Raw genomic sequence first — 18,910 nt, 5'->3', positions numbered from 1 at the left:
GTTGGGGCTCGCAACGTAAAAATATACTTCGGCGCGATTTAATTTCTGACGAGAAGCATGTTGCCGGTTCGCGGAGCGCTGTTTGGTTGCACTGATTTGTGGCGCTGCTTTAGTATAAATAGCCCTTGTTTTGCCCTAAAAAAGCCGCTGCTGCGGGTTTTTCCCTTAAATGAATCGCAGCAGCCAAACTAAAACGGCCTTCTGCGTACCTATAAGTATAACCTATATTTTTATACTTATGGACACACCAAAAGAAGACGATATCATTACGAACGCCGATGAGAGCAAGCGCCTGCCTGACGAGAACCCCGAGCCGCTGGAGGGCGTGAAGAAGGACGAAGTAAAAATTAAATCGGTAGATATTTTCGAGAACGAACCGGAAGGCAAGGAAGAAGGCGGCAACGTGGCCGCTAAAGACGAGGAAGATACCCGCGAGCTGGATGGCAGCAACGCCAACAACCTACGCACTAAGTAGCGGCAAAGCCAACAGATGGCGCCCCAGCTTTTGTTATGCAGCCGGGGCGCCAGGCTTACCGTAGAGGCACATTTATATAGGGTTTTTTATATATAATTTTTTATTAATTCCTGCCGGGTTCCTCTTGTATTTAAGTGTACAATTTTTTAACATTAGAAGATGTAAGCGTACACTCTTAAACAGTGGCCTATGGTTCTATCCTCTACCCCGTTTCACCATCTCGAGCACTACCCAGCCCACAATGTTGTGGTAAGCCAATGGTATGGGCCATGCAGCAGCCAGGAATACCGTAATACACTCATGCAGTTCCTGCACCTGATAGAGGAAATGCGCATACCTTACGCCATTGCAGACCGGCGCCTGCTGCCCCCTATGCCTGTAGAGGACAACCGCTGGACCTTGAACGAGTACCTGGAGAAGTTTCTCAGGCTTCCGCTTAAACGCTTCGCCTTCATCAACTCCTTCGACCCTGTAGCGGAGCGGCAGATACACCGCTTCCTCGAAAACAACAAGAACACCGTTTTCCCTTTCGAGATGCGTGTATTCGACGATCTAACCTCAGCTTACGACTGGCTCATTACCGGAAAAGAAAGGCACTAGTTCGCTGTTTTTTTAAGCCTCTTGCTCCAGCTTTTGCAGGGTGGCACTTAGCTGCTCATAGGGCTGGTATCCCCGCGCCACCAGGTACAGCTTCTCTCCGTTCTGGCATATCACAGCCGGAAACCCGCTTATCCCCCAGTTCTCTACCAGCTTAAACTCCTCCTGCGCCTTCTTCAGGTAGCTCTCGTCTGCAAATTTCCTCTTGAAGTCTTCCTCATTGGCTCTGAACTCCCGCACCACCGGCAGGTAGGTTTCCACCTCATTCAAATCCAGGCCTTCCACAAAGTGCAGCTTTTGTATGGCCGCCGCCAAAGATGCCTGCTGCTCCGGAAACTGCTCTTTCAGTATGGCCATGGCTACAGCAGGAGGTTCAGAGTTGCTCATGTAAGTGCCCTTGTCCAGAATCTCGCGATGGTATACTTCTGTCAGTTTCACGCCGGTTGTTTCCTCCAGCCTTGGCGCTACTTGCTTTATGTATTCGGCCATGCCTTTTATGGGCCGTACGTTACTGCCACGGATCATCCCCCCGCTCAGCACCTCCATGTCATACTTCTGCTCCTCGAACAGGCGCGAGATAACCGGGCTCATGCCGTAACACCAGCCGCACAAGGCATCCTGCACGTAAAATACTTTCAGCTTTTTCATTAAATAAAGGTTTACGATTTCCCTCTTTTAACCACCCCAATGCCTAAAGGTTTGGTCCCACGGCAGTACAATTCTATACTTACCCTACTTTTCATCAGCGACGGCAAACGGGCCTTAAAGGCGCCCCCAAAGTATGGGAAGGCAAAATAAGGCTCATAAATTATACTTTTTTCTAAATAGTCCGTAGAATCAATGCTAAACAAACATGTATAACAAACATTAAATGCTATGAAAAAGAACTTGATAACTTTCTGCGCGACTGCCTTTGCGGTTACTGCTCTTACCTTTGGTTGCACCACTTCCGATAGCACGACCGATAGCGACGCGACAGATATGGATACAACTGAAGATACTGACTACGGCACCACGACTGGTACCACTACAGGAACCACAACCGGCACCACTACAGGTACTACAACCGGTACAACCGGAACCACGACCACGGGTACTACAACCGGAACCACCACGGGCACAACCACCGGAACCACGACTGGCACGACAACAGGTACTACCACAGGCACCACAACCGGTACCACCACCACAGGTACGACTACGGGAACTACAGGTACTACAACCGGCACAACTACTGGTACGACCACCGGAACTACTACGGGAACTACTACCGGTACAACAACTGGCACTACCACAGGTACAACCACTGGTACTACAACCGGCACTACCACAGGTACCACCACTATGTAATGACATATTATTTAACCCTATAACAGAAAGGCAGACACCATCCCGGTATTTGCCTTTCTGCTTTTCATGCAATACCCTGCGCAGATGAAGTACCTGGAGCGATACCTGAGACGAGTTTTTACCGTAGACCTGCGGGCACTGGCCCTCATGCGTATCTGGTTAGCTAGTATCGTACTGCTCGACCTGGCTATCAGGGCCACCGACATGGAGGCACATTACTCCAACATGGGTGTGTTGCCGCTCCATGTGCTGCACCAGCACCTGTGGCTGCCGCAGTTTTTCTCCCTGCACGCCCTCAGCGGGCTTTGGCAGTTCCAATTGCTGCTGTTTATACTTGCCGCCTGCTTTGCCTTCTGCCTGCTGCTGGGCTACAAGACGAGGCTCGCTACCGTTGCTACCTGGCTACTGCTGCTCTCGCTGCAAAACCGGAATCCGCTGATAGAGCAAGGCGGCGATGACCTGCTGCGCATGCTGCTCTTCTGGGGCATATTTCTGCCGTGGGGCAGGTTTTACTCAGCTGATGCCGTGCGGGAGCGTACGCTGGAAACTGCAGCGCCAGCGACCCAATACTTTAGCGCGGCCACTGCGGCCTACATCCTGCAGGTGGGGCTGGTATACTTCTGCACCGCCCTGCTCAAGGATTCTCCGGAATGGCGCACTGATGGCACCGCCCTCTACTATGCCCTCAGCCTCGACCAGATTCTGATGCCGTTGGGTCGCCTGATTTACCCTTATCCCGAGCTACTACGCACCCTTACGCTTATCACCTGGTACACCGAGTTGCTGCTGCCCTTCCTGCTGCTCATTCCGTTTTATACTTATTTTTTCAGGATGGTGGTAGTAGTGGTGCTGGTGGGTTTCCACATCGGCATCAGCCTGACGCTTTTTGTGGGGCTCTTCTACCTGATAAACATTGCCTCCGTGACCGGGTTGCTTCCCGCTCCGGTTATGGATTGGCTCGACAGGCGCGTGCTGCGCTCGTTCCGAAGGCCGAAGCTCGGGCAGTTTAAGCAGATCTTCAACAAACTGAGCAGTCCGGTAAGTATAAACGTGCAGGTAAACTGGCAAAAACCGGGCATCCCGAAGCACGCACTGTCGCCTGTGCGGAACGGGGTGGTGGTGGCCCTGCTGTTTTACTGCATCTGGTGGAACTTCAGCACCACCAACCTGCCCCTCCATAAAATACCGGACAGCAGCCGCTGGCTCGGTTACCTGCTCCGCCTGGACCAGCATTGGGGCATGTTCTCGCCGGTTGTATTTAAGGATGATGGCTGGTATGTACTGGAGGGCTATACATCCAACGGCACCAACATAGACCTGAACCAGGAGGGCAAGGAGGTGAACTACAGCAAGCCAGCCTCCGTGGTTTCGCTGTTCAAAAACGACAGGTGGCGCAAGTACTCAGAGAATTACCTGTTCGTGCACAATGCCCACATACGGCCCTATTACTGCAACTACCTGGTGCGCCGCTGGAACGAAGCACACCCTACACAGCCTATCCGCCAACTGGAGGTTATCTACATGAAGGAACCATCCCTACCGGATTATGAGTTGGCAGTGCCAACCCGGGAGGTGCTGTGCACCTGTGCCAACGCGCCGGAGTAGGAATTGTACTAATTTTCTTATTACCTCTTTTAAGCGCGTTACGTACAAGTTACTTTGAATCAATGTTTAACAAAACCTGAAAGCTATGAAACGAACATATGCATTTGTACTTGCCGGCTCTTTGCTGGCTGCCACCGCACTTACGGGCTGCGGGTCGGACAATACCACTGGTGTTGAAACGCAAAACGAAGCCACCGATACAGATAACATGAACAACGACGCCACCATGGAGGACAACACCATGATGGATGACACCACTATGATGGACGACACTACCGGCACAACCACTTCTGGCACAACCGGTACAACTACTGCTGGCACGACTACCACAGGCAACACAACAGGCTCTGGTACTACTACCGGCACAACGACTGGCACTACAACCGGCACGACTACAGGACAGTAGTTTACACCGAGCATGATAAACCAATAAAAAGGCAGGCGCTCAAGAGCGCCTGCCTTTTTCTATACTTCTAAAGATGGCAATTTATACTTCTTCAGCTGCCTCCTCGTCGCCGCTAAGGGCGTAGCCTACTGCGGCTGCAACCATACCGCCCAGCAGGTAGTACCCGATAGTCATGGCCTGGGTCTTGGTGGTGCGGTTACTGGGTGCCTCGCCCAAGCCCATTGGGCCCGGCAGCAGCACTGCCCCGGCCCCGGCTGCCGCACCAAGTACGGCGCCGCGCCACCAGGCGTCCTTGCCCGTTCCTGCCAGGCTGTAGTATACCGAGTTGGAAAGTATGTCTCCGGCCAGCGTCCAGTTGTGGAGTTCCTTTTCATCCTGAGGGGGTTCCTCACCGGCCATGTTCATTAGTTTAGAGATGGCGCGCATGCCCAGCACATCCATACGCGGGGCATCGGGCACGAAGCGCCGCAGGGTCTCGTGCAGCAGCGTGAGGGCACAGGCTCCGGCCACCCCGCCTGCCACAGCTTTTATCACATTGTTCATAGCTTTATCTGTTTTGGTTATCAGCTTTAGGGCTGTTTACCAAGTATAGCCATATAGCGGCTATAAGGTTACGTTAGGTCACCACACGCAGCACATCGGCCCACACGGCGTGCTCTCCCTGCTTGCGCTCCTCCACCGGGCTGTCGAATACGACCAGCACATGGTGCTCGTCCAGCACGGCCAGCCCCTCAGCTTTGTCTTTGCTGCTGTCTGTGCCGGTGCCATGCGGCACCTCCTGCAGCCGCTCCAGCTCGTTGTTGTGCACCATCTGCTCCGGCTCCCCCACTGCGTTGGGCCAGCGGTAGATGGCTATCACACCGTCCAGGTCCATGGTAGGGCCAGCCAGCAAGTATAAATCTTTGCCAAAGAAGCGGAGCTCGCGGATGCCCTTGCCCTTCAGGTTCAGGAAGTGCTTTTTGTAGGCCTTGCCGTTCTCCAGCTCTTTCAGGTGTAGCTTGCCCTGTGTGTCTTCTGCTGCCTCTACCTCCAGCACCATAGCCCAACCGCGCAGCACGGGGCCACGCAATCCAATGAAAATCCGCTTGCCATGTATCGCCAGCCCCTCTATGTCAAAACCGTTATCCTTGCCGGGGATACTCATAAAAGGACCTACATGCTCGTCGTCGGCCAGCAACTCGGTAAGGATGCTGCTGTGGGTATCGCCGTGTAGCTGGGCCGCTACCAAAGTATGGCCGGTCTGATCGGGGTCTTTGGCCTGCCGGTGCAACGTATAGTCGCCGGTTTTTTCATCCTGAAGTATGGGGATGCGCGCCAGCAGGTAGCGGTTAGGGTCGTTCTTTACCTTGGCCAGCCGCTTCATCTGCTTCGCCACCGACTGATGGCGCTTGGGTTTGCTGCGCTTCAGGCTGTGGGAGCCCATTATCCAGAGGTAATTGTCGGCTATCCCTATCCCCTCAATGTCTACTTCGCTGTTGCCTTTGTCAGGCAGCTCGATATAATCCTCCAGGTTAAAAGATTTATGGTGGCCATAGGAGCCGTCCGGCTGCCGCGTCAGGCGCTCTATAGTGGTTCTCTCATCGCAGCTGACCCACAGGTTGTTACCGGTGCAGAGGGCGGCAGAAAGGCCATCGCGGACATGCTTCCCCTCGGCGTTCAGGCTCAGTTTGGGGTCAAAGTCAAGTAAAACTTTATTCTTCATTTTGCGATTTAAAGTATGTATAAGGCAGTTTTACGTATCCCGCACCTGTAGGTGGTGTGCCTGACCACGGGATAAGCAGCAGTATAACTATGAAACCATCAGTAAATAAGCGATTAGAGAAGGCCACGTTTGGGGCGGGCAGCTTCTGGGAGCTGGAAGAGGCCCTCAGGACGGTGCCCGGCGTGGTGCATACCGAGGTCGGCTATATGGGCGGGCACGCGCCTAACCCCACCCACCAGGAAGTATGCTCCGGCCGCACAGGCCATGCGGAGGTGGTGCAGGTAACTTTTGACCCACAGCAGGTAAGCTACGACCAGTTGCTGCAGGTGTTCTGGCGGTCGCATGACCCAACGCATACTGACAGCTTGGGGAACGCCATAGGCTCACCATACCGCTCCGTAGTGTTTTTCCACCACAACGAGCAGCGGCTGATGGCCGAAACCACCAAAGAGAACTGGCAGCAGTCGCCGGAGTTTAGCGGCCGCCAGATTATGACCGCTATCTTGCCGGCCGACACTTTGTACCGGGCCGAAGAGTACCACCAGCAGTACCTGTTAAAGCGAGGCGAGGCAGGCTGCCGCACCAACTAATTTTTATACTTATTGCACACAAAAAAGCCGGACCTCAGTGGTCCGGCTTTTTTGCTGTCTAGCTTACCTCGGCTTACTTTACGCGGGCGTTGGTGCCCGATGATGAACTCGTGGAGCTGCTGGCAGTCATGTTGGAACGGCCTGTTGTGTTCTGCTGCTGCTTGGCATTAACGTTATGCAGGGCATCTTTGGCAGAAGCCGCCGCAGAGCTTATCTGGCTCTTGATTTTGTTCTTGTTCTTCTGGCTCATCGCCATCCAGCCAGCGCCTAATGCCAGCACAGCGCCACCCACCATGGCTTTCTGCGTGGTGGTCAGGTTATTAAACTTGGTGGCTGCAGTGCTGCCAAATCCGGAAAGCTTGCTTTGTATATCCTTTAAGCCGCCCTTGCCGGTCGTGGCGTTCTGGTTGCTGCGGCCCTGCATGTTCTGGCTGCTGCTACTGTTGCGCGACTCAGAAGAACTGCTCTGGTTCTGGTTGGAGCTGCTTGGGTTATTCCTGTTCTGGGAGCCTGAAGACATATTACCTGTGTTGGATTGTCTTTGCGATGTCTGGTTACTATTCTTGTTCGTTTCCATTTCTCTTATACGTCTAGTTAAAAATGATCCAATTTTTACGGTACCTGCATAGCTGCAATTACTACAGCCAAACGGTGTCCCGTAACTATATCTATCGTTAAAATCAAAGCTTAGTTGCGTTTGATACTATATTTTTACGCTGGAACCCCGTTCTATGAGCAGGTAATAGCCCTCACCTGTTGTTAGGGCACGTACACGAACAAGTGCAAAATCCATACAACGCGTAGCTGCTTAGCCGCCAGCATGCAACCGCTGCAGTTGCAGCAGGTACTCCTGCGTTTCCTCCCACTCCTTCAGCGCTTCCTTATCACTGGCGTCAGGTGCCTGGGCCTTCTCAAAATATAAAAGCAGGTGGTGTTGCAGCTTTTGGTTGGCCTGCTTAAACTCTGTCTTGGCTAGCTTCTTCAGCAGGTCGGCGTAGGCTTCGTCGGTGAGGGGGTAAGTGCCGGGGCGGACGGGTTTTCCTGTATCGAGGTGCAGGTTCTGCAGCTGCGGAGGGCGCTGCCCGAGCTGTTGTACCATGGCGCCATACTTATCAACCGTAACGTTAAAGCTTTCCATGTAAAGTTCTTCGGCCTCCGGAGTCGGCGGTATAAAAGCCAGCGGGCGCAGCGGACCAACTTTGGGCAGCACCTTTATCACCCAGGCCGCTGCACGGGCCAGAAAGTGCGGGCGCTCATACTCCTGGCCCCACTGCTCATGAAAACTGGCCCGGCTCATGCGGTACATAAACTTGCGCCGGCTTATGCCCGGCTGCGCCTCCTGTATCTCGCTTTTCTTTGCCTGCCAAGCCGCCTTTGTCAGCTCCGGGAAAATGCTGCGAATGGTGTAGCGGTAACTGCCGATGGCCAGCGGCAAACTGGTAAACACCTCCCCTAGCTCCAGGCCGTAAGTTTCCAGAAACGCCTCCTCCAGCAGCTCTTTAGCCACCTCAAAACCGATAAACTCCTGGTAAGCCTCCGGAGCGTAGTTGCCGCGCGCCACCTGCAGCACATCAAAGCCAAACTCGGTTTTTATATGCGAGATGGCATCATCGGCGTAGGTAACGGTATGGCCATGCTCCTGCCGCACTTTGGGGTAAACCAGCGGCACGGCCCTGTTTGTACCGATGGGATGGCCGTAAATATCTGCGTTGAAGTGCGCCATTGCCCCCAAGGCAAAACCCAGTTCCTCTATGGTGTCGGCGTGGCGCAGCAGGCTCTCCACAAAATCGCCGCTACGCACATAGTGGGTAAGGTCGGTAAAAAAGGTGTTGCCGAAAGGGTAATAGCCCATGTCCTGCACAATAGAGCCGCCGTAGGCATGCGCGTGGGCTTTCTTTAATTCTTCTTCAGTCGCATGGGGGTAGCGCCGGAGCAGCAGGGGCTTCAGGTTCTTTTCCCAGGCAGCATCTATCACCGCCTGGTGTGTGAGCACTCCGTAGGCCTTCGCGGTAAAAGCCGGCAAGAGGGTGAGTGCCAGCACGAAGAGACTTAGAAAGGTTCTGTATTGGTGAAGTTTCATTATTGTTTTAGTAAGGGTTAATGCTTTGGAAGCACGAGCCGGACTTTAATGTAAGTTATTGGACCGCTGTTTATGGTACTCCATCACCTCCACAATGCTGATGCCCACCAGCAGCCACAAGCCCCCCAGCAGGAAGCCTGCCAGCACATCCGAGAAGTAATGCACGCCCAGGTACAGGCGACTGAAACCAACCATCATGACAAGTATAGTACCCATAACTACCAGCAGGCGCCGTAACAGGGGTGCCTCCTGGTGGCGGTACAGGAAGTATACCAGCATCCCGACAAGCGCCATGGAAGTGGTCGCGTGCCCGCTGGGAAAAGAGAAGTGATCCACTATGTAGTAGGCCATGTCCTGCACGGGGCGGTCGCGGCTGATGATCTTTTTCCCGAACCTGACCGACAGCCCCGCCCCGCCCATGGCTACCCAAAAGGCAATGATAGCGGCCCACCGCCGGCGCAGCAGGAGCACTATGGTTGCCAGCCCACCCAGCACAAAGACAGCCTGACGGTCGCCCAGCCAGGTAATAGTATAAAAGACCCGACTGACCCACTCTGAGCGGATACTATACAGCAGGTCGTTTAGCCTTTTATCCACCTGCACCACCCACTCGGCCTCCACCACACTTTCGGCAAGGTTAGAGAGCAACACCAGGTTTAGCAGCACTGCCAGCACAATAAGGGTAAGGGGCAGGCCCACAAAGTAGTTTGTGTTAAAACGATCCGTTATAAACGTGGCGGCCTTCGGGTACCGTTGCCTCAGGCGCATTACCGGTGGCTGGCGAACCAGCCACACCAGGCCTCCCCTTACTTTATCTGTCAGGATATGTCTTTTCATAATATGCTGTTGTAGGAATATACGGAGCAACTATCTTTTGTGGTGGCATTTTCATCGTTGGCAGTCAGAAGCGGTCCGTCTGCCCCAAAAGCAGGTAGTTTCACAACAAACGGAGCCTAAATAAAGTACATATTCACATGAGGGTGCGAGACAATATATTCGACAAGATTATGCTGGCCATCGGGGTGCTGCTGCTCGGTATGTTCTGTATGCAGTTTCCGGCCACCCCCACAACCGGCGAGCACCACTACGCTTCCTACACCTCGGCCAACACAGACATCGCCCATACTTCTAAATGGACTTATCTGAAGCCTGACAAGGCGCTTTCGCCTCACCAGGTCATCGACATACAGCTGCGCGCGCTGCAGCAGAACGATCCCGCCGACAGCGGCGTGATTACCCTGTTCAACTTCTCCTCGCCTTCTAACAGAGCCTACCTTGGCCCGCTCAAGCACTTCCGCCTGATGGTACGGGAGCCATCTTTTCGTCCAATTCTCAACTTTAAAAGTTACAAAACAGGACAATTGGTGGTGGACGGTAAAAACGCGTATCAGCTGGTGGTGGTAGAGACATCCGAAGGCCGCCAGGAAGCCTTTATGTTTATACTTACCAAGCAGCGCCGGGGCACTTACAAAGACTGCTGGATGACCGAGGGAATTGCGCGCATGGAGACCAGCCACTTCACCAGCCAGCTATAGCACCTAATTTCCTGCACAGGCAGTTGCCTGCTCAAATACAATCAGCTAACTTAGCTTATCCTGAGCCCTAAACCCTTGCCCCAGCCTATGAGCCCTACACCCGCTGCCCGACTGCCCATCATCGACCTGCACTGCGACTTACTGGTATACCTGACCGATGTGCCCAATGCGGACATAGACCGGATAGAGGAAATAGGCTGCGCCGTGCCGGCCCTGGTAGAGGGCAACGTAAAGCTGCAGGTAATGGCGATTTTCTCGGCCACGGCTCCCGGCAGCACCCGCTTTGCCGAACTGCAGTGCCAGATGTTCCGCCAGTTGGCCGACAATGACAACTGCCTGACCGCCGTTACCAATGCGCCCCAACTGCAGCAGGTTTTGCAGCAACCGGGGAAAACAGGGATGGTGGCAGCCATTGAGAACGCCGCCGGCTTCTGCGAGGAGGACGAACCGCTGGAGGAAGGCTTTAAGCGCCTGGAGAAGATGATAGAAGTATGCGAGCGCATCCTCTACATCAGCTTTACCCACCACACGGCCAACCGCTTTGGGGGCGGCAACTCCTCTGCTCCCACGCATGGCATTACCACCGATGGGCGCATGCTGCTCGATTACCTGCACGGCCGCCGCATTGCCGTGGATCTGTCGCACACCAGCGACGCACTGGCCTTCGACATACTCAACCACATCGACACTGAGCGGCTCGATATTCCCATCATGGCCAGTCATTCCAACTTCAGGCCGGTGTGGCCACACGAGCGCAACCTGCCCGCAGAGCTGGCACAGGAGATTATCCGCCGGCAGGGACTGATAGGGATGAACTTTCTGCGCAAGTTCGTGAACACCGAAGACCCAGCCGCCATGCTGCAGCACATCCACTACGGCTTTGCCCACGGGGCGGCAGATGTCCTCAGCTTCGGGGCAGATTACTTTTACTTTGCCGATGAGCAGGATCTGAGCCGCTTTCCCTTTTACTTTAAGGAGCATGCGCTGGCCAGCACCAGCTATACTTACCTGCTGGAGCAGCTGCAGGGGCAATACCCGCCGGAGCAGCTACAAAAGCTGGCCTTTGCCAATGCACAGCGCTTTATCGAGCGCCTTTGGACCTGAAGGTGCGCTAAGCACATTACTGCCCTATGACATTATCTGCAGAATTTTCTGGATTTATACTTACCGATTGCTATATTTAGCAAAGTATATACTTATACTTTGCCTTTATAAATTGTACCTTCCACTAAAAAATTAGCAAGTATGGAATTTATAGGATTATTCCTGCTGCTGGCGGGGCTGGTGTCGCTTACGCTGGAGGCATTGGGCGCTAACTTGCTGGTATTAAATTGGTTAAAAAACTTTGGCGAAACAGGCAGCTGGGCCATTCGCATTGGGGTAACGCTGGTAGGGGGCGTTATTTACTACCTGCGCCGCCACGACGACTAACCTGAGATAAAAATTTGTATATATATTATTTCCCATGTGAGGAAAAACTGCGTATACGAATTTAAGTACCTACACTGGTTCTGCGCCACAGCCTAAACTATTAAGCCGCTAACGCCATGGATGCTCAGGAATACGCACCGCGCTATGTTCAGATAAACGAACTATACATCGACACAGTGGTGATTGATGACACCGAATTTATTACGCTCTGGTGCTTTACGGTGCTGGACGATGAGTATAAGTTTGTGTACCTGGGCTGCGACTTCTGCCAGTTTAACCAGATCCTTATCGCCGCCGGCGAGAAAGGAAAAGAGATAGCCCTGCACATGGCCGAGGTGCTGGACAGGCCTTATGACTCGCCTACCCTTATCCCCATAAAGGAGAAGTTTGAGGAATACCTGGAGCTAACCGGCCACGATATCATCGTGTATGAGCCGCTGGCGGTGGAGGACGACCTGGGCGTGCTGGAGGAGGATAACGAAGACCTGCCCCTGGAGGAACTGTTTAGCGGCAAGCAGAATAAGACGCGCCAGAAGTACCTCATTTACCAACTCGATAAGCTATACCCTTCCAAAGTATTTGAGCCGGAGAAAAAGCCTACAGAAGAGCTCTCCGAGTGCTTCGAGGACGACTCGCTGGAGCTGGCCCAGCTCTACTACGACTACCTGAATGCCATTGAAAACGGCTACTCCGACTGCGAAGCCCGCCAGGTAGCCGGGCTGGAGCGTGAGCTCTTTTTCCGGATGGCCCGCAAAGCCTCTGAGTTCTGGAGCTAAAAATCCTTGTTTAGAAAGTATACTGTTGCCGCACCACGGTCAGGTTGCTATCGCGCCCCTGGGAAGGGATGATGTGGGGCGGCATGGGCTGCCTTACCAGCTCCTGCGGCAACGCCAACGTATGGTCATAGAGCAGCAGGTGAAGCGGCACCCCGGTTTTCAGGCGCACTTCCAGTTCAGCTTCTTTCCTAATGGGCAGCCCGTAATGTCGGATGTGGTAGACATTCCCTGAAGGCGCAAGAATGGGGCGCGGGTGCAGCTCCTTGCCGCTGAGTTTTATACTTTGCAAGGTATCGGTAGTGCCCGGCTGAAGTATAACCTCCAGGTGCGCCGCCCCGCGCGGCGAAGATAGGCGCAGGCGCAGCAATCGCTCATCCCCTACAACAGAATCAGCAAGCACTTGAGCGACAGGCGGTACCAGGGCAAGGGGCTCCGCCTGGTTTTTAAGCTGTCGCCGCTGGGCATGCGGATATACTTCCTCGAGCGGACCGGCCTGGGCGGCGGTAAAAAACTGCTGCTTCCACTCATCCAGTTGCTCCGTACCCGATACCCAGTAAGCCTTTCCGGCATCCGCATTCAGGTAATAGGCCACCTGGCTGTGCAGGGGCGTTTGTGCAGAGGGCTGCTCTCCTGCTACGGCACGCCATACTTGCAGCACACCAACAGCCAGCAGCACCAGGGGCAGCAGCGGCACAAAGCGCCAGCGGTAGCTTCGCTCCAGCAGCACCAAAAGCGGCAGCAGCAGGCCCAGCAATAGCGTCAGCAAAGCCATACTTGCTATCGGCATCTGCAGCTCAAACGCCAGGAAAACCGAATACGCGATCGGCATAATAATAAAAATAGCAGGAAGCGCAGCGAGTAAAAGTATATGCACGTAGCCCCAGCCTTTATCCAGCTTTTGATGCAGCTCCTGCAGCAGCACCAGCAACACTCCGCCCATGCCAAACAGCAGCGGGAAGAGCAGCAGGTAGGCCGCAGCCGGCACCATTAAGGCCAGCACGCCCATCAGCACAAACTGAAGTATAAACACCCCCAGCAGCAGCGGGAACAGAGGCAGCCAGCGCAACACCAGCCAGTTTAAAAGTATAAATAACCCCACCGCCAGCAGCAGGTAAGCTATAAAGAACTGATCAGCCCCGTAAGCTCCGCCAAGGCCACCCGATGGCAGCAGCGACAGCACCAGACCGTTTACAGGTATAAACAAGCCCGCCACGGCTACCAGCAGCAACAGGTAAGCTCCTACACCAGCTATAACCTGCTTTCCGGTGGCCATTTTCTTTTGCAGGGCCACTTTAACGGTTGCTAATAATAGCAGCGCGCCCAGGGCCACAAAAAACACGTTCAGCCCCAGCCGGTAATGTATCACCCAGCCGTTGATGAAGTTAAAGAAGACGATATCAGGTGCCTTTGTCTGGGAGAGGCTAAGCTGCCCGAAGTGCCGTACCAGCGCCAGCATGTTGCTGCCGTGGTGTTGCAGGCTTTCCCGGCTGAGGTTCTCGGGTGAGTCGGTGGCTTTGTGGTAATGCGCAAGCCCGCCTATAAAGGCCGAGTTAAGCCCGGTGTAGCCCGCATCCTTAAAAATGGTAAAGTCGGTATCGTTGGGCATGCGGCTGTATATCTCGTAAGCCAGGGAGCTCACAAAAGGATAAGGCGCCGCCTCTATGAACCGCCGGGCAATCCAGCCATTCTGCGGGCTCAGCTCAAAGGTCATACTTGGCCCCTTGTTGCCACGGGCCTCTACGTTCAGCACCAGCGCCACCTCCCGGGCCCAGGGGTGCTCCAGAAAAGCCCTCGCGCCAAACAAGCCATACTCTTCCCCATCAGTCAGCAGCACGATCACATCCTGCTGCAGCGGTTCGCTGTGCTGCAGCGCCCGCACGGTTTCGAGTATCGCGGCCACGCCGGCGGCATCATCCCCGGCGCCCAAAGTGTTTGGTTGCGAGTCGTAATGGGCCACCAGAAGTATAGCCTCCCTGCCTCCGCCCGTGCCTTTTACGCGCCCCAGCAGGTTATACACGTAGCCCACGTTGGCAACGATGCCTTGATCGTCTGTTGCCAGGGCTTCCTGCACCTGCGGGTTAAGGCCAAGCTCCTGCATTTGCTGCAACAGGTAAGCCCTTACTTGGGCGTGCGCGGCCGTGCCCATGGCATGCGGCTGCGCCGCTATCCGGTTTACGTGCTGCATGGCCCGCTCTGCCGAGAACACCTCTGAAGGCGCGGTGGCCGGTACCGGCTTGGGCGGCATCAGCAGGAAAACGCTCAGCAGGGCCAGCCCCGTCAGGGCAAGCAGTACGAAGGCGGCAATAGCAGAATTACGGTGGCGCATAAGGCAGTGAGGCAAAAGTATATATAGCTCTCCGAATATACGTATTTATACTTTCCCCGGGCGCCACCGGCAAATAAAAAAGGCTCCCGGCGCATGCCGGAAGCCTCTGAAAAAGCTGTCTTGTCTCTACTCTGCAGCCGTGTACTTGTCTTCCTCCACAATGGTATTCTGGCGCAGGTGCACCGGCTGCGTCTTTTTGCGGAGCCGCAAGTTGAGCATCTCCACCAGCAGCGAGAAGAACATGGCAAAGTAGATGTAGCCTTTCGGGATGTGCTGGTGCAGCGCCTCCACCACCAGCATAAAGCCAATCAGGAGCAGGAAGGCCAGAGCCAGCATCTTCACAGTGGGGTGCTTGTTAACAAAATCACTCACGTACTTGGCAAAGATCAGCATAATCACCATGGCCAGAATCACGGCGATGATCATGATAATAACCTCCTGCGCCAGGCCTACGGCCGTCAGGATGGAGTCGAAGGAGAACACGATGTCTATCAGGATGATCTGGACGAGCACCTGCCCCAGCGTGGCGTATGCCTTACCGGCTTCGTGCGTTTCCTCTTCGCCCTCCAGCTTGTTGTGGATCTCGGTTACGGACTTGGCCAGCAGGAACAGACCGCCGGCAAAAAGTATAATGTCACGCCACGACACCGGGAAGTTCTCTTCTGTAAACGGCAGGTTGATGGAGAAAATCGGGTCAGAGGCGCTCACAATCCAGGAGATGAACAAGAGCAGGATAACGCGGAAAACCAGCGCCAGCATCAGGCCGATGTTGCGCCCCTTGGCCTGTTGCTCCTTGGGCAGGCGGCTTACGATGATGGAGATAAAAACAATATTGTCGATGCCCAGCACCACCTCCATAAAGGTCAGCGTCAGCAGGCTTATCCAGGTATCCGGATTGGCGAAGATTTCCATAGGTTACAGGCGAAGTTGTTGGATGGTTAAATTGTTGTTTGCCTTACCAGCACAATTATTTAATGCTATGCTCATACGAATTGCACAAGAACAGGTATAGCCAAACGCAAGAAGCTTAACGGTAAACTATACTTCCCCGGTCAAAACAACCCCACAATTTAACCATCCAACAATTCAACCATTTAACTCTTCATGTTCACGTACTGCAGCGGCATGCCTATTTCCTCGGCGTTGGTGCGCAGCACGGCAATCACACCCTGCAGGTCGTCTATCTTTTTGCCCGTCACCCGGATGGTTTCGTCCATAATGGCCGGCGATACTTTCAGCTTGCTGTCTTTGATGAGCTTCATGATTTTTTTGGAGGTATCCTTATCAATACCAGCCTTAACGCGGATCTCTTTCTTCAGCATCGCCCCCGATTGCTGGGCCTCTTTGGAGAAGTCGAGCGCGGTGGCATCAAGGCCCTGCTTCACCATTTTCCCGATAAGTACGTCCTCGGTATGCTGCACACGCATGTCGTTCTCCATCGTGATGGTGACCACGTTATTTTTCTTGTCATACTCCAGGCTGCCCTTGGTGTCGCGGAAGTCGTAGCGGTTCAGGATTTCCTTGCGGGCCACGTTCACGGCGTTGTCCATGGTTTGGGGGTCTACCTTGCTTACAATGTCGAAAGATGCCATAGTTTTATACTTATACTTTAGAAACTGATTTACTTAATTATGCCGACAAAGTTATTGTTAATTACCGGAATGTTGAATTGCTAAATTGCGGCACGGTTGCGCGTAAATTGCCGGCCGGCGGGCACGTATAGTGTACGCACGCGCTAAAGTATAAATAAGCGGGAGGAGCAGAAGCATACTTTGGGCGTGCCGGCACAGCCGTCGGGCTCTCGCGGCTCGCTCTCCGAAAGCTTTCGGAGGAGCTCAGACAACCGCTCCATCCCTCACGCAAAGCAAAGTATAAATCTACCTCATACCCATAAAGCCATCACCCATGGAAATCATAGAGCCCACCACCCCCGAACAGTTTGAGCAATACTACCGACTGCGCTACCAAACGCTGCGCCAGCCCTGGGGCCAGCCCGAAGGCAGCGAGCGCGCCGACGACGATGCCTCCGCCATCCATGCCATGCTGGTAAACGACGCCGGCGAGGCCGTGGGCGTTTGCCGCCTGCACCTGCACACGCCGCAGGAGGGGCAACTGCGCTTTATGGGCATCCGAAGTGACCAGCAAGGCAAACGCCTGGGCGACCAGCTGTTGCAGTACATGGAGGCGCGCGCCCGCGCCCTGGGAGCCGAACGCATGACGCTGCAGGCCCGCGAAAATGCCGTGAACTTTTACCGCCGCAACGGGTATGAAGTAGTAGAGAAAACACACCTGCTGTTCGGAACCATACAGCACTACAAAATGGAAAAGCCCCTATGAAAACGATGAACAAGAAAACAAGACTACTGCTGATAGCGGGCACTGTGCTGGCCGGCACGGCCATACTTAGCACGCGCAACCGCAAACACGCTCCCCTTAAAACAGTGCCGCACGTAGACCTGGACCGCTACCAAGGGCGTTGGTACGAAATAGCCCGCCTGCCGCAGCGCTACGAAAAAGGCTGCCACTGCGTGTATGCCGAGTACAGCCAAAACTCCGCCGGCTACGTGGAGGTGAAAAACGCCTGTCGCAAGGGCGGGCCAAACGGTAAACTGAGTGTAACTGAGGGCAAGGCCTACCCGGTGGAAGGCAGCGGCAACAGCAAGCTGCGGGTAGAGTTTTTCTGGCCTTTCCGGGGAGATTACTGGATCCTGGAGCTGGACCCCGATTATGCCTACGCCCTGGTGGGCGCGCCCGATCGCGAAAGCCTCTGGATTCTCTCCCGCACCCCCACCCTGGACCAAGACGTGCTGGAACGCCTCGTGCAACTGGCCGACCGCAAGGGCTTCCCGGTGGAGCAAATGCTCCTAACCGACCAAAGCTGCTTTACGCAGGGCTAGCTATACTTGCTGATTTTATACTTTAAAGAGCAGCTGCCGGGGTATTTATACTTTGGCAGCTGCTTTTGTTTTGCCTACAAGGCAATGCAATAGTATAAATTCTTCGATAGGTGCCATACTTTTATCTGGAATTCCTTATATTGTTAGAGCGTAATATCCAGAGCACCTAAACAAGAAAATCCATGGCTTCAACTTTCAGAGACATTTGGCTTGCCATTAACAGCGTCCTCACCATGATCAACTCCACATTGCTTGCCATTATCCTGGGGGGCTCGCTGTATAATCACAAAAAGAAGCAATATGCCAAGGTTCCGCTCATAGCCAACATCATCCTTCTGCTGGTGCTGGGCACTGTGGCAGGCGCCTATTTCTACAAGTCTTTCATAGCCGAGTAAGTATGAGCATGCATTCTAAACGCACGACTTTTATTTCGCTTATCATCACCTATGTTGTTGTGAAGGTTGTCCACAGCCTGATTGGGTTTGATTATGATATTTTCAGTGAGGGTATACTTAACCTGAAGTTTTTAATTGATGTGGCATCCTGGGCTATAGTATCTGCGGCGGTATATTTCCTGCTAAGGAAGTTGCTGCCTCAGAGGGGTGCTACGGCTGGTTAGAGGTATGATGGGCTTTCCTTGAGAGGAAGTGCAGCTTCGTACATAGTACAGATAAGCGTAGGTTTACTGCTACACACCAGTTGGCAAAGATTTCAAAAATAGAATGAACTTCATTATGAAAATGAGCTTAGTAATTGTTTTAACTTTTTTAGTCGTTTCATGTCAGTCGGATATTACAGAAAGACAAAGTCAGGAAGCCTACAAAAACGGAATTGAAGTACTTCAGCAAGCAAGTGGGAATCAGAAGGCAGTAACAGAAAGAGCTTTAGTGCATTTTAGTAAGGCTGTCACTATTGACCCTGCAAACATGGAAGCTGCCCTCTGGAAGTCACAAATGGAATTTAAACTGGGGAAGTTTGAAGATGCTCTTCTGACTGCAAACTCAGCCATTGAAAGATTGGTAGATGAGAGTCATCGATTACTGCCTAAATCCTGACTAACGTTTATTTCTCAGGCCGTTGCAAAGCCCAGTTCTTCAGGCTTGAGGTCTAATTTAGCGATGTTTTTCTTTATCCGCTGCA

General features: G+C 53.6%; 23 protein-coding genes. 14 read left to right on the top strand and 9 right to left on the bottom strand.

Features of this window, described 5'->3' with window-relative positions:
* Positions 1-238 precede the first annotated feature (238 nt).
* Both BM040_RS18945 and BM040_RS18940 read left to right on the top strand, forming a co-directional pair.
* Positions 239-475, top strand: a complete 237-nt coding sequence (locus BM040_RS18945) for a hypothetical protein (RefSeq protein ID WP_092105012.1) — start codon at positions 239-241, stop codon at positions 473-475.
* A gap of 189 nt (positions 476-664) precedes the next feature.
* Positions 665-1,075, top strand: a complete 411-nt coding sequence (locus BM040_RS18940; protein ID WP_139217854.1) for a hypothetical protein — start codon at positions 665-667, stop codon at positions 1,073-1,075.
* A gap of 12 nt (positions 1,076-1,087) precedes the next feature.
* On the opposite strand, the gene BM040_RS18935 is transcribed toward BM040_RS18940, so the two are convergent.
* Positions 1,088-1,720: a DsbA family protein gene (locus tag BM040_RS18935; protein ID WP_092104881.1), complete on the bottom strand. Its 633-nt coding sequence runs from the start codon at positions 1,718-1,720 to the stop codon at positions 1,088-1,090.
* Positions 1,721-1,948: 228 nt separating this feature from the next.
* Between BM040_RS18935 and BM040_RS18930 the strand changes: the two genes are divergently transcribed.
* The 3 genes from BM040_RS18930 to BM040_RS18920 all read left to right on the top strand — a co-directional run bounded on the left by BM040_RS18930 (position 1,949) and on the right by BM040_RS18920 (position 4,433).
* Positions 1,949-2,422, top strand: coding sequence for a hypothetical protein (locus tag BM040_RS18930; protein WP_175491127.1), 474 nt, complete (start codon positions 1,949-1,951; stop codon positions 2,420-2,422).
* 84 nt (positions 2,423-2,506) lie between these two features.
* Entirely contained in the window at positions 2,507-4,027 is a 1,521-nt protein-coding gene (locus BM040_RS18925; protein ID WP_092104879.1) for an HTTM domain-containing protein, read from the top strand.
* Positions 4,028-4,112: 85 nt separating this feature from the next.
* On the top strand, positions 4,113-4,433 hold the full coding sequence (locus BM040_RS18920) for a hypothetical protein (RefSeq protein WP_092104878.1): 321 nt from the start codon (positions 4,113-4,115) through the stop codon (positions 4,431-4,433).
* A gap of 81 nt (positions 4,434-4,514) precedes the next feature.
* On the opposite strand, the gene BM040_RS18915 is transcribed toward BM040_RS18920, so the two are convergent.
* Together BM040_RS18915 and BM040_RS18910 are read right to left on the bottom strand one after the other, a co-directional pair.
* Entirely contained in the window at positions 4,515-4,976 is a 462-nt protein-coding gene (locus BM040_RS18915) for a hypothetical protein (RefSeq protein ID WP_092104876.1), read from the bottom strand.
* 73 nt (positions 4,977-5,049) lie between these two features.
* The gene (locus BM040_RS18910; protein WP_092104874.1) at positions 5,050-6,135 is read right to left on the bottom strand and encodes a DUF3616 domain-containing protein; all 1,086 of its coding nucleotides are present in this window, start codon (positions 6,133-6,135) and stop codon (positions 5,050-5,052) included.
* An 89-nt stretch (positions 6,136-6,224) separates the two neighbouring features.
* Between BM040_RS18910 and msrA the strand changes: the two genes are divergently transcribed.
* On the top strand, positions 6,225-6,725 hold the full coding sequence (msrA, locus tag BM040_RS18905) for a peptide-methionine (S)-S-oxide reductase MsrA (protein ID WP_092104872.1): 501 nt from the start codon (positions 6,225-6,227) through the stop codon (positions 6,723-6,725).
* Positions 6,726-6,798: 73 nt separating this feature from the next.
* Here the strand turns inward: msrA and BM040_RS18900 are convergent, their stop codons facing one another.
* From BM040_RS18900 to BM040_RS18890, 3 genes are all read right to left on the bottom strand, one after another.
* Positions 6,799-7,302, bottom strand: coding sequence for a hypothetical protein (locus BM040_RS18900; protein ID WP_092104870.1), 504 nt, complete (start codon positions 7,300-7,302; stop codon positions 6,799-6,801).
* Between the two features lie 231 nt (positions 7,303-7,533).
* On the bottom strand, positions 7,534-8,805 hold the full coding sequence (locus BM040_RS18895) for a zinc dependent phospholipase C family protein (protein WP_092104868.1): 1,272 nt from the start codon (positions 8,803-8,805) through the stop codon (positions 7,534-7,536).
* Between the two features lie 45 nt (positions 8,806-8,850).
* A complete protein-coding gene (locus BM040_RS18890) occupies positions 8,851-9,642 on the bottom strand; it encodes a phosphatase PAP2 family protein (RefSeq protein ID WP_092104866.1) in 792 nt (263 codons plus the stop codon).
* Positions 9,643-9,779: 137 nt separating this feature from the next.
* On the opposite strand from BM040_RS18890, the gene BM040_RS18885 reads away from it, so the two are divergent.
* From BM040_RS18885 to BM040_RS18870, 4 genes are all read left to right on the top strand, one after another.
* Positions 9,780-10,340: a DUF4864 domain-containing protein gene (locus BM040_RS18885; RefSeq protein WP_092104864.1), complete on the top strand. Its 561-nt coding sequence runs from the start codon at positions 9,780-9,782 to the stop codon at positions 10,338-10,340.
* Between the two features lie 87 nt (positions 10,341-10,427).
* Positions 10,428-11,444 carry a dipeptidase gene (locus BM040_RS18880; RefSeq protein ID WP_092104862.1) on the top strand — a complete coding sequence of 339 codons (1,017 nt, stop codon included), beginning with the start codon at positions 10,428-10,430 and terminating at the stop codon, positions 11,442-11,444.
* Between the two features lie 141 nt (positions 11,445-11,585).
* Complete coding sequence (locus BM040_RS18875) at positions 11,586-11,771, top strand: hypothetical protein (RefSeq protein WP_092104860.1); 186 nt, start codon at positions 11,586-11,588, stop codon at positions 11,769-11,771.
* Between the two features lie 116 nt (positions 11,772-11,887).
* A complete protein-coding gene (locus BM040_RS18870) occupies positions 11,888-12,547 on the top strand; it encodes a hypothetical protein (protein ID WP_092104858.1) in 660 nt (219 codons plus the stop codon).
* A 10-nt stretch (positions 12,548-12,557) separates the two neighbouring features.
* Here the strand turns inward: BM040_RS18870 and BM040_RS18865 are convergent, their stop codons facing one another.
* The 3 genes from BM040_RS18865 to BM040_RS18855 all read right to left on the bottom strand — a co-directional run bounded on the left by BM040_RS18865 (position 12,558) and on the right by BM040_RS18855 (position 16,465).
* The gene (locus BM040_RS18865) at positions 12,558-14,873 is read right to left on the bottom strand and encodes a M28 family peptidase (protein WP_092104856.1); all 2,316 of its coding nucleotides are present in this window, start codon (positions 14,871-14,873) and stop codon (positions 12,558-12,560) included.
* A gap of 126 nt (positions 14,874-14,999) precedes the next feature.
* Positions 15,000-15,785, bottom strand: coding sequence for a TerC family protein (locus BM040_RS18860; RefSeq protein ID WP_092104845.1), 786 nt, complete (start codon positions 15,783-15,785; stop codon positions 15,000-15,002).
* 182 nt (positions 15,786-15,967) lie between these two features.
* Positions 15,968-16,465 (bottom strand): YajQ family cyclic di-GMP-binding protein, encoded by a 498-nt coding sequence (locus BM040_RS18855; protein WP_092104843.1) that lies wholly within the window; start codon positions 16,463-16,465, stop codon positions 15,968-15,970.
* Between the two features lie 313 nt (positions 16,466-16,778).
* Between BM040_RS18855 and BM040_RS18850 the strand changes: the two genes are divergently transcribed.
* The 4 genes from BM040_RS18850 to BM040_RS18830 all read left to right on the top strand — a co-directional run bounded on the left by BM040_RS18850 (position 16,779) and on the right by BM040_RS18830 (position 18,825).
* Positions 16,779-17,210 carry a GNAT family N-acetyltransferase gene (locus tag BM040_RS18850; RefSeq protein ID WP_092104841.1) on the top strand — a complete coding sequence of 144 codons (432 nt, stop codon included), beginning with the start codon at positions 16,779-16,781 and terminating at the stop codon, positions 17,208-17,210.
* Between the two features lie 5 nt (positions 17,211-17,215).
* Positions 17,216-17,770, top strand: a complete 555-nt coding sequence (locus BM040_RS18845) for a lipocalin family protein (RefSeq protein ID WP_092105010.1) — start codon at positions 17,216-17,218, stop codon at positions 17,768-17,770.
* Positions 17,771-17,952: 182 nt separating this feature from the next.
* On the top strand, positions 17,953-18,165 hold the full coding sequence (locus tag BM040_RS18840) for a hypothetical protein (RefSeq protein ID WP_092104839.1): 213 nt from the start codon (positions 17,953-17,955) through the stop codon (positions 18,163-18,165).
* A 327-nt stretch (positions 18,166-18,492) separates the two neighbouring features.
* Complete coding sequence (locus BM040_RS18830; protein WP_092104835.1) at positions 18,493-18,825, top strand: hypothetical protein; 333 nt, start codon at positions 18,493-18,495, stop codon at positions 18,823-18,825.
* The last annotated feature ends 85 nt before the right edge of the window (positions 18,826-18,910 follow it).

Origin of the sequence: Pontibacter chinhatensis, from assembly GCF_900113285.1 — a bacterium.
Lineage (GTDB): Bacteria > Bacteroidota > Bacteroidia > Cytophagales > Hymenobacteraceae > Pontibacter > Pontibacter chinhatensis.
The sequence above is the reverse complement of the archived record's forward strand: the minus strand, read 5'-3'. Positions and strand labels throughout refer to the sequence as shown.

Excerpts from the sequence above, each read along its gene's own strand:
- BM040_RS18850 (WP_092104841.1), top strand. The coding sequence starts at position 16,779 with ATGGAAATCATAGAGCCCACCACCCCCGAACAGTTTGAGCAATACTAC.
- BM040_RS18865 (WP_092104856.1), bottom strand. The coding sequence starts at position 14,873 with ATGCGCCACCGTAATTCTGCTATTGCCGCCTTCGTACTGCTTGCCCTG.
- msrA (WP_092104872.1), top strand. The coding sequence starts at position 6,225 with ATGAAACCATCAGTAAATAAGCGATTAGAGAAGGCCACGTTTGGGGCG.
- BM040_RS18855 (WP_092104843.1), bottom strand. The coding sequence starts at position 16,465 with ATGGCATCTTTCGACATTGTAAGCAAGGTAGACCCCCAAACCATGGAC.
- BM040_RS18840 (WP_092104839.1), top strand. The coding sequence starts at position 17,953 with ATGGCTTCAACTTTCAGAGACATTTGGCTTGCCATTAACAGCGTCCTC.
- BM040_RS18925 (WP_092104879.1), top strand. The coding sequence starts at position 2,507 with ATGAAGTACCTGGAGCGATACCTGAGACGAGTTTTTACCGTAGACCTG.
- BM040_RS18870 (WP_092104858.1), top strand. The coding sequence starts at position 11,888 with ATGGATGCTCAGGAATACGCACCGCGCTATGTTCAGATAAACGAACTA.
- BM040_RS18880 (WP_092104862.1), top strand. The coding sequence starts at position 10,428 with ATGAGCCCTACACCCGCTGCCCGACTGCCCATCATCGACCTGCACTGC.
- BM040_RS18915 (WP_092104876.1), bottom strand. The coding sequence starts at position 4,976 with ATGAACAATGTGATAAAAGCTGTGGCAGGCGGGGTGGCCGGAGCCTGT.
- BM040_RS18920 (WP_092104878.1), top strand. The coding sequence starts at position 4,113 with ATGAAACGAACATATGCATTTGTACTTGCCGGCTCTTTGCTGGCTGCC.
- BM040_RS18890 (WP_092104866.1), bottom strand. The coding sequence starts at position 9,642 with ATGAAAAGACATATCCTGACAGATAAAGTAAGGGGAGGCCTGGTGTGG.
- BM040_RS18910 (WP_092104874.1), bottom strand. The coding sequence starts at position 6,135 with ATGAAGAATAAAGTTTTACTTGACTTTGACCCCAAACTGAGCCTGAAC.
- BM040_RS18860 (WP_092104845.1), bottom strand. The coding sequence starts at position 15,785 with ATGGAAATCTTCGCCAATCCGGATACCTGGATAAGCCTGCTGACGCTG.
- BM040_RS18875 (WP_092104860.1), top strand. The coding sequence starts at position 11,586 with ATGGAATTTATAGGATTATTCCTGCTGCTGGCGGGGCTGGTGTCGCTT.
- BM040_RS18895 (WP_092104868.1), bottom strand. The coding sequence starts at position 8,805 with ATGAAACTTCACCAATACAGAACCTTTCTAAGTCTCTTCGTGCTGGCA.
- BM040_RS18940 (WP_139217854.1), top strand. The coding sequence starts at position 665 with ATGGTTCTATCCTCTACCCCGTTTCACCATCTCGAGCACTACCCAGCC.
- BM040_RS18845 (WP_092105010.1), top strand. The coding sequence starts at position 17,216 with ATGAACAAGAAAACAAGACTACTGCTGATAGCGGGCACTGTGCTGGCC.
- BM040_RS18935 (WP_092104881.1), bottom strand. The coding sequence starts at position 1,720 with ATGAAAAAGCTGAAAGTATTTTACGTGCAGGATGCCTTGTGCGGCTGG.
- BM040_RS18945 (WP_092105012.1), top strand. The coding sequence starts at position 239 with ATGGACACACCAAAAGAAGACGATATCATTACGAACGCCGATGAGAGC.
- BM040_RS18930 (WP_175491127.1), top strand. The coding sequence starts at position 1,949 with ATGAAAAAGAACTTGATAACTTTCTGCGCGACTGCCTTTGCGGTTACT.
- BM040_RS18900 (WP_092104870.1), bottom strand. The coding sequence starts at position 7,302 with ATGGAAACGAACAAGAATAGTAACCAGACATCGCAAAGACAATCCAAC.
- BM040_RS18830 (WP_092104835.1), top strand. The coding sequence starts at position 18,493 with ATGAACTTCATTATGAAAATGAGCTTAGTAATTGTTTTAACTTTTTTA.
- BM040_RS18885 (WP_092104864.1), top strand. The coding sequence starts at position 9,780 with ATGAGGGTGCGAGACAATATATTCGACAAGATTATGCTGGCCATCGGG.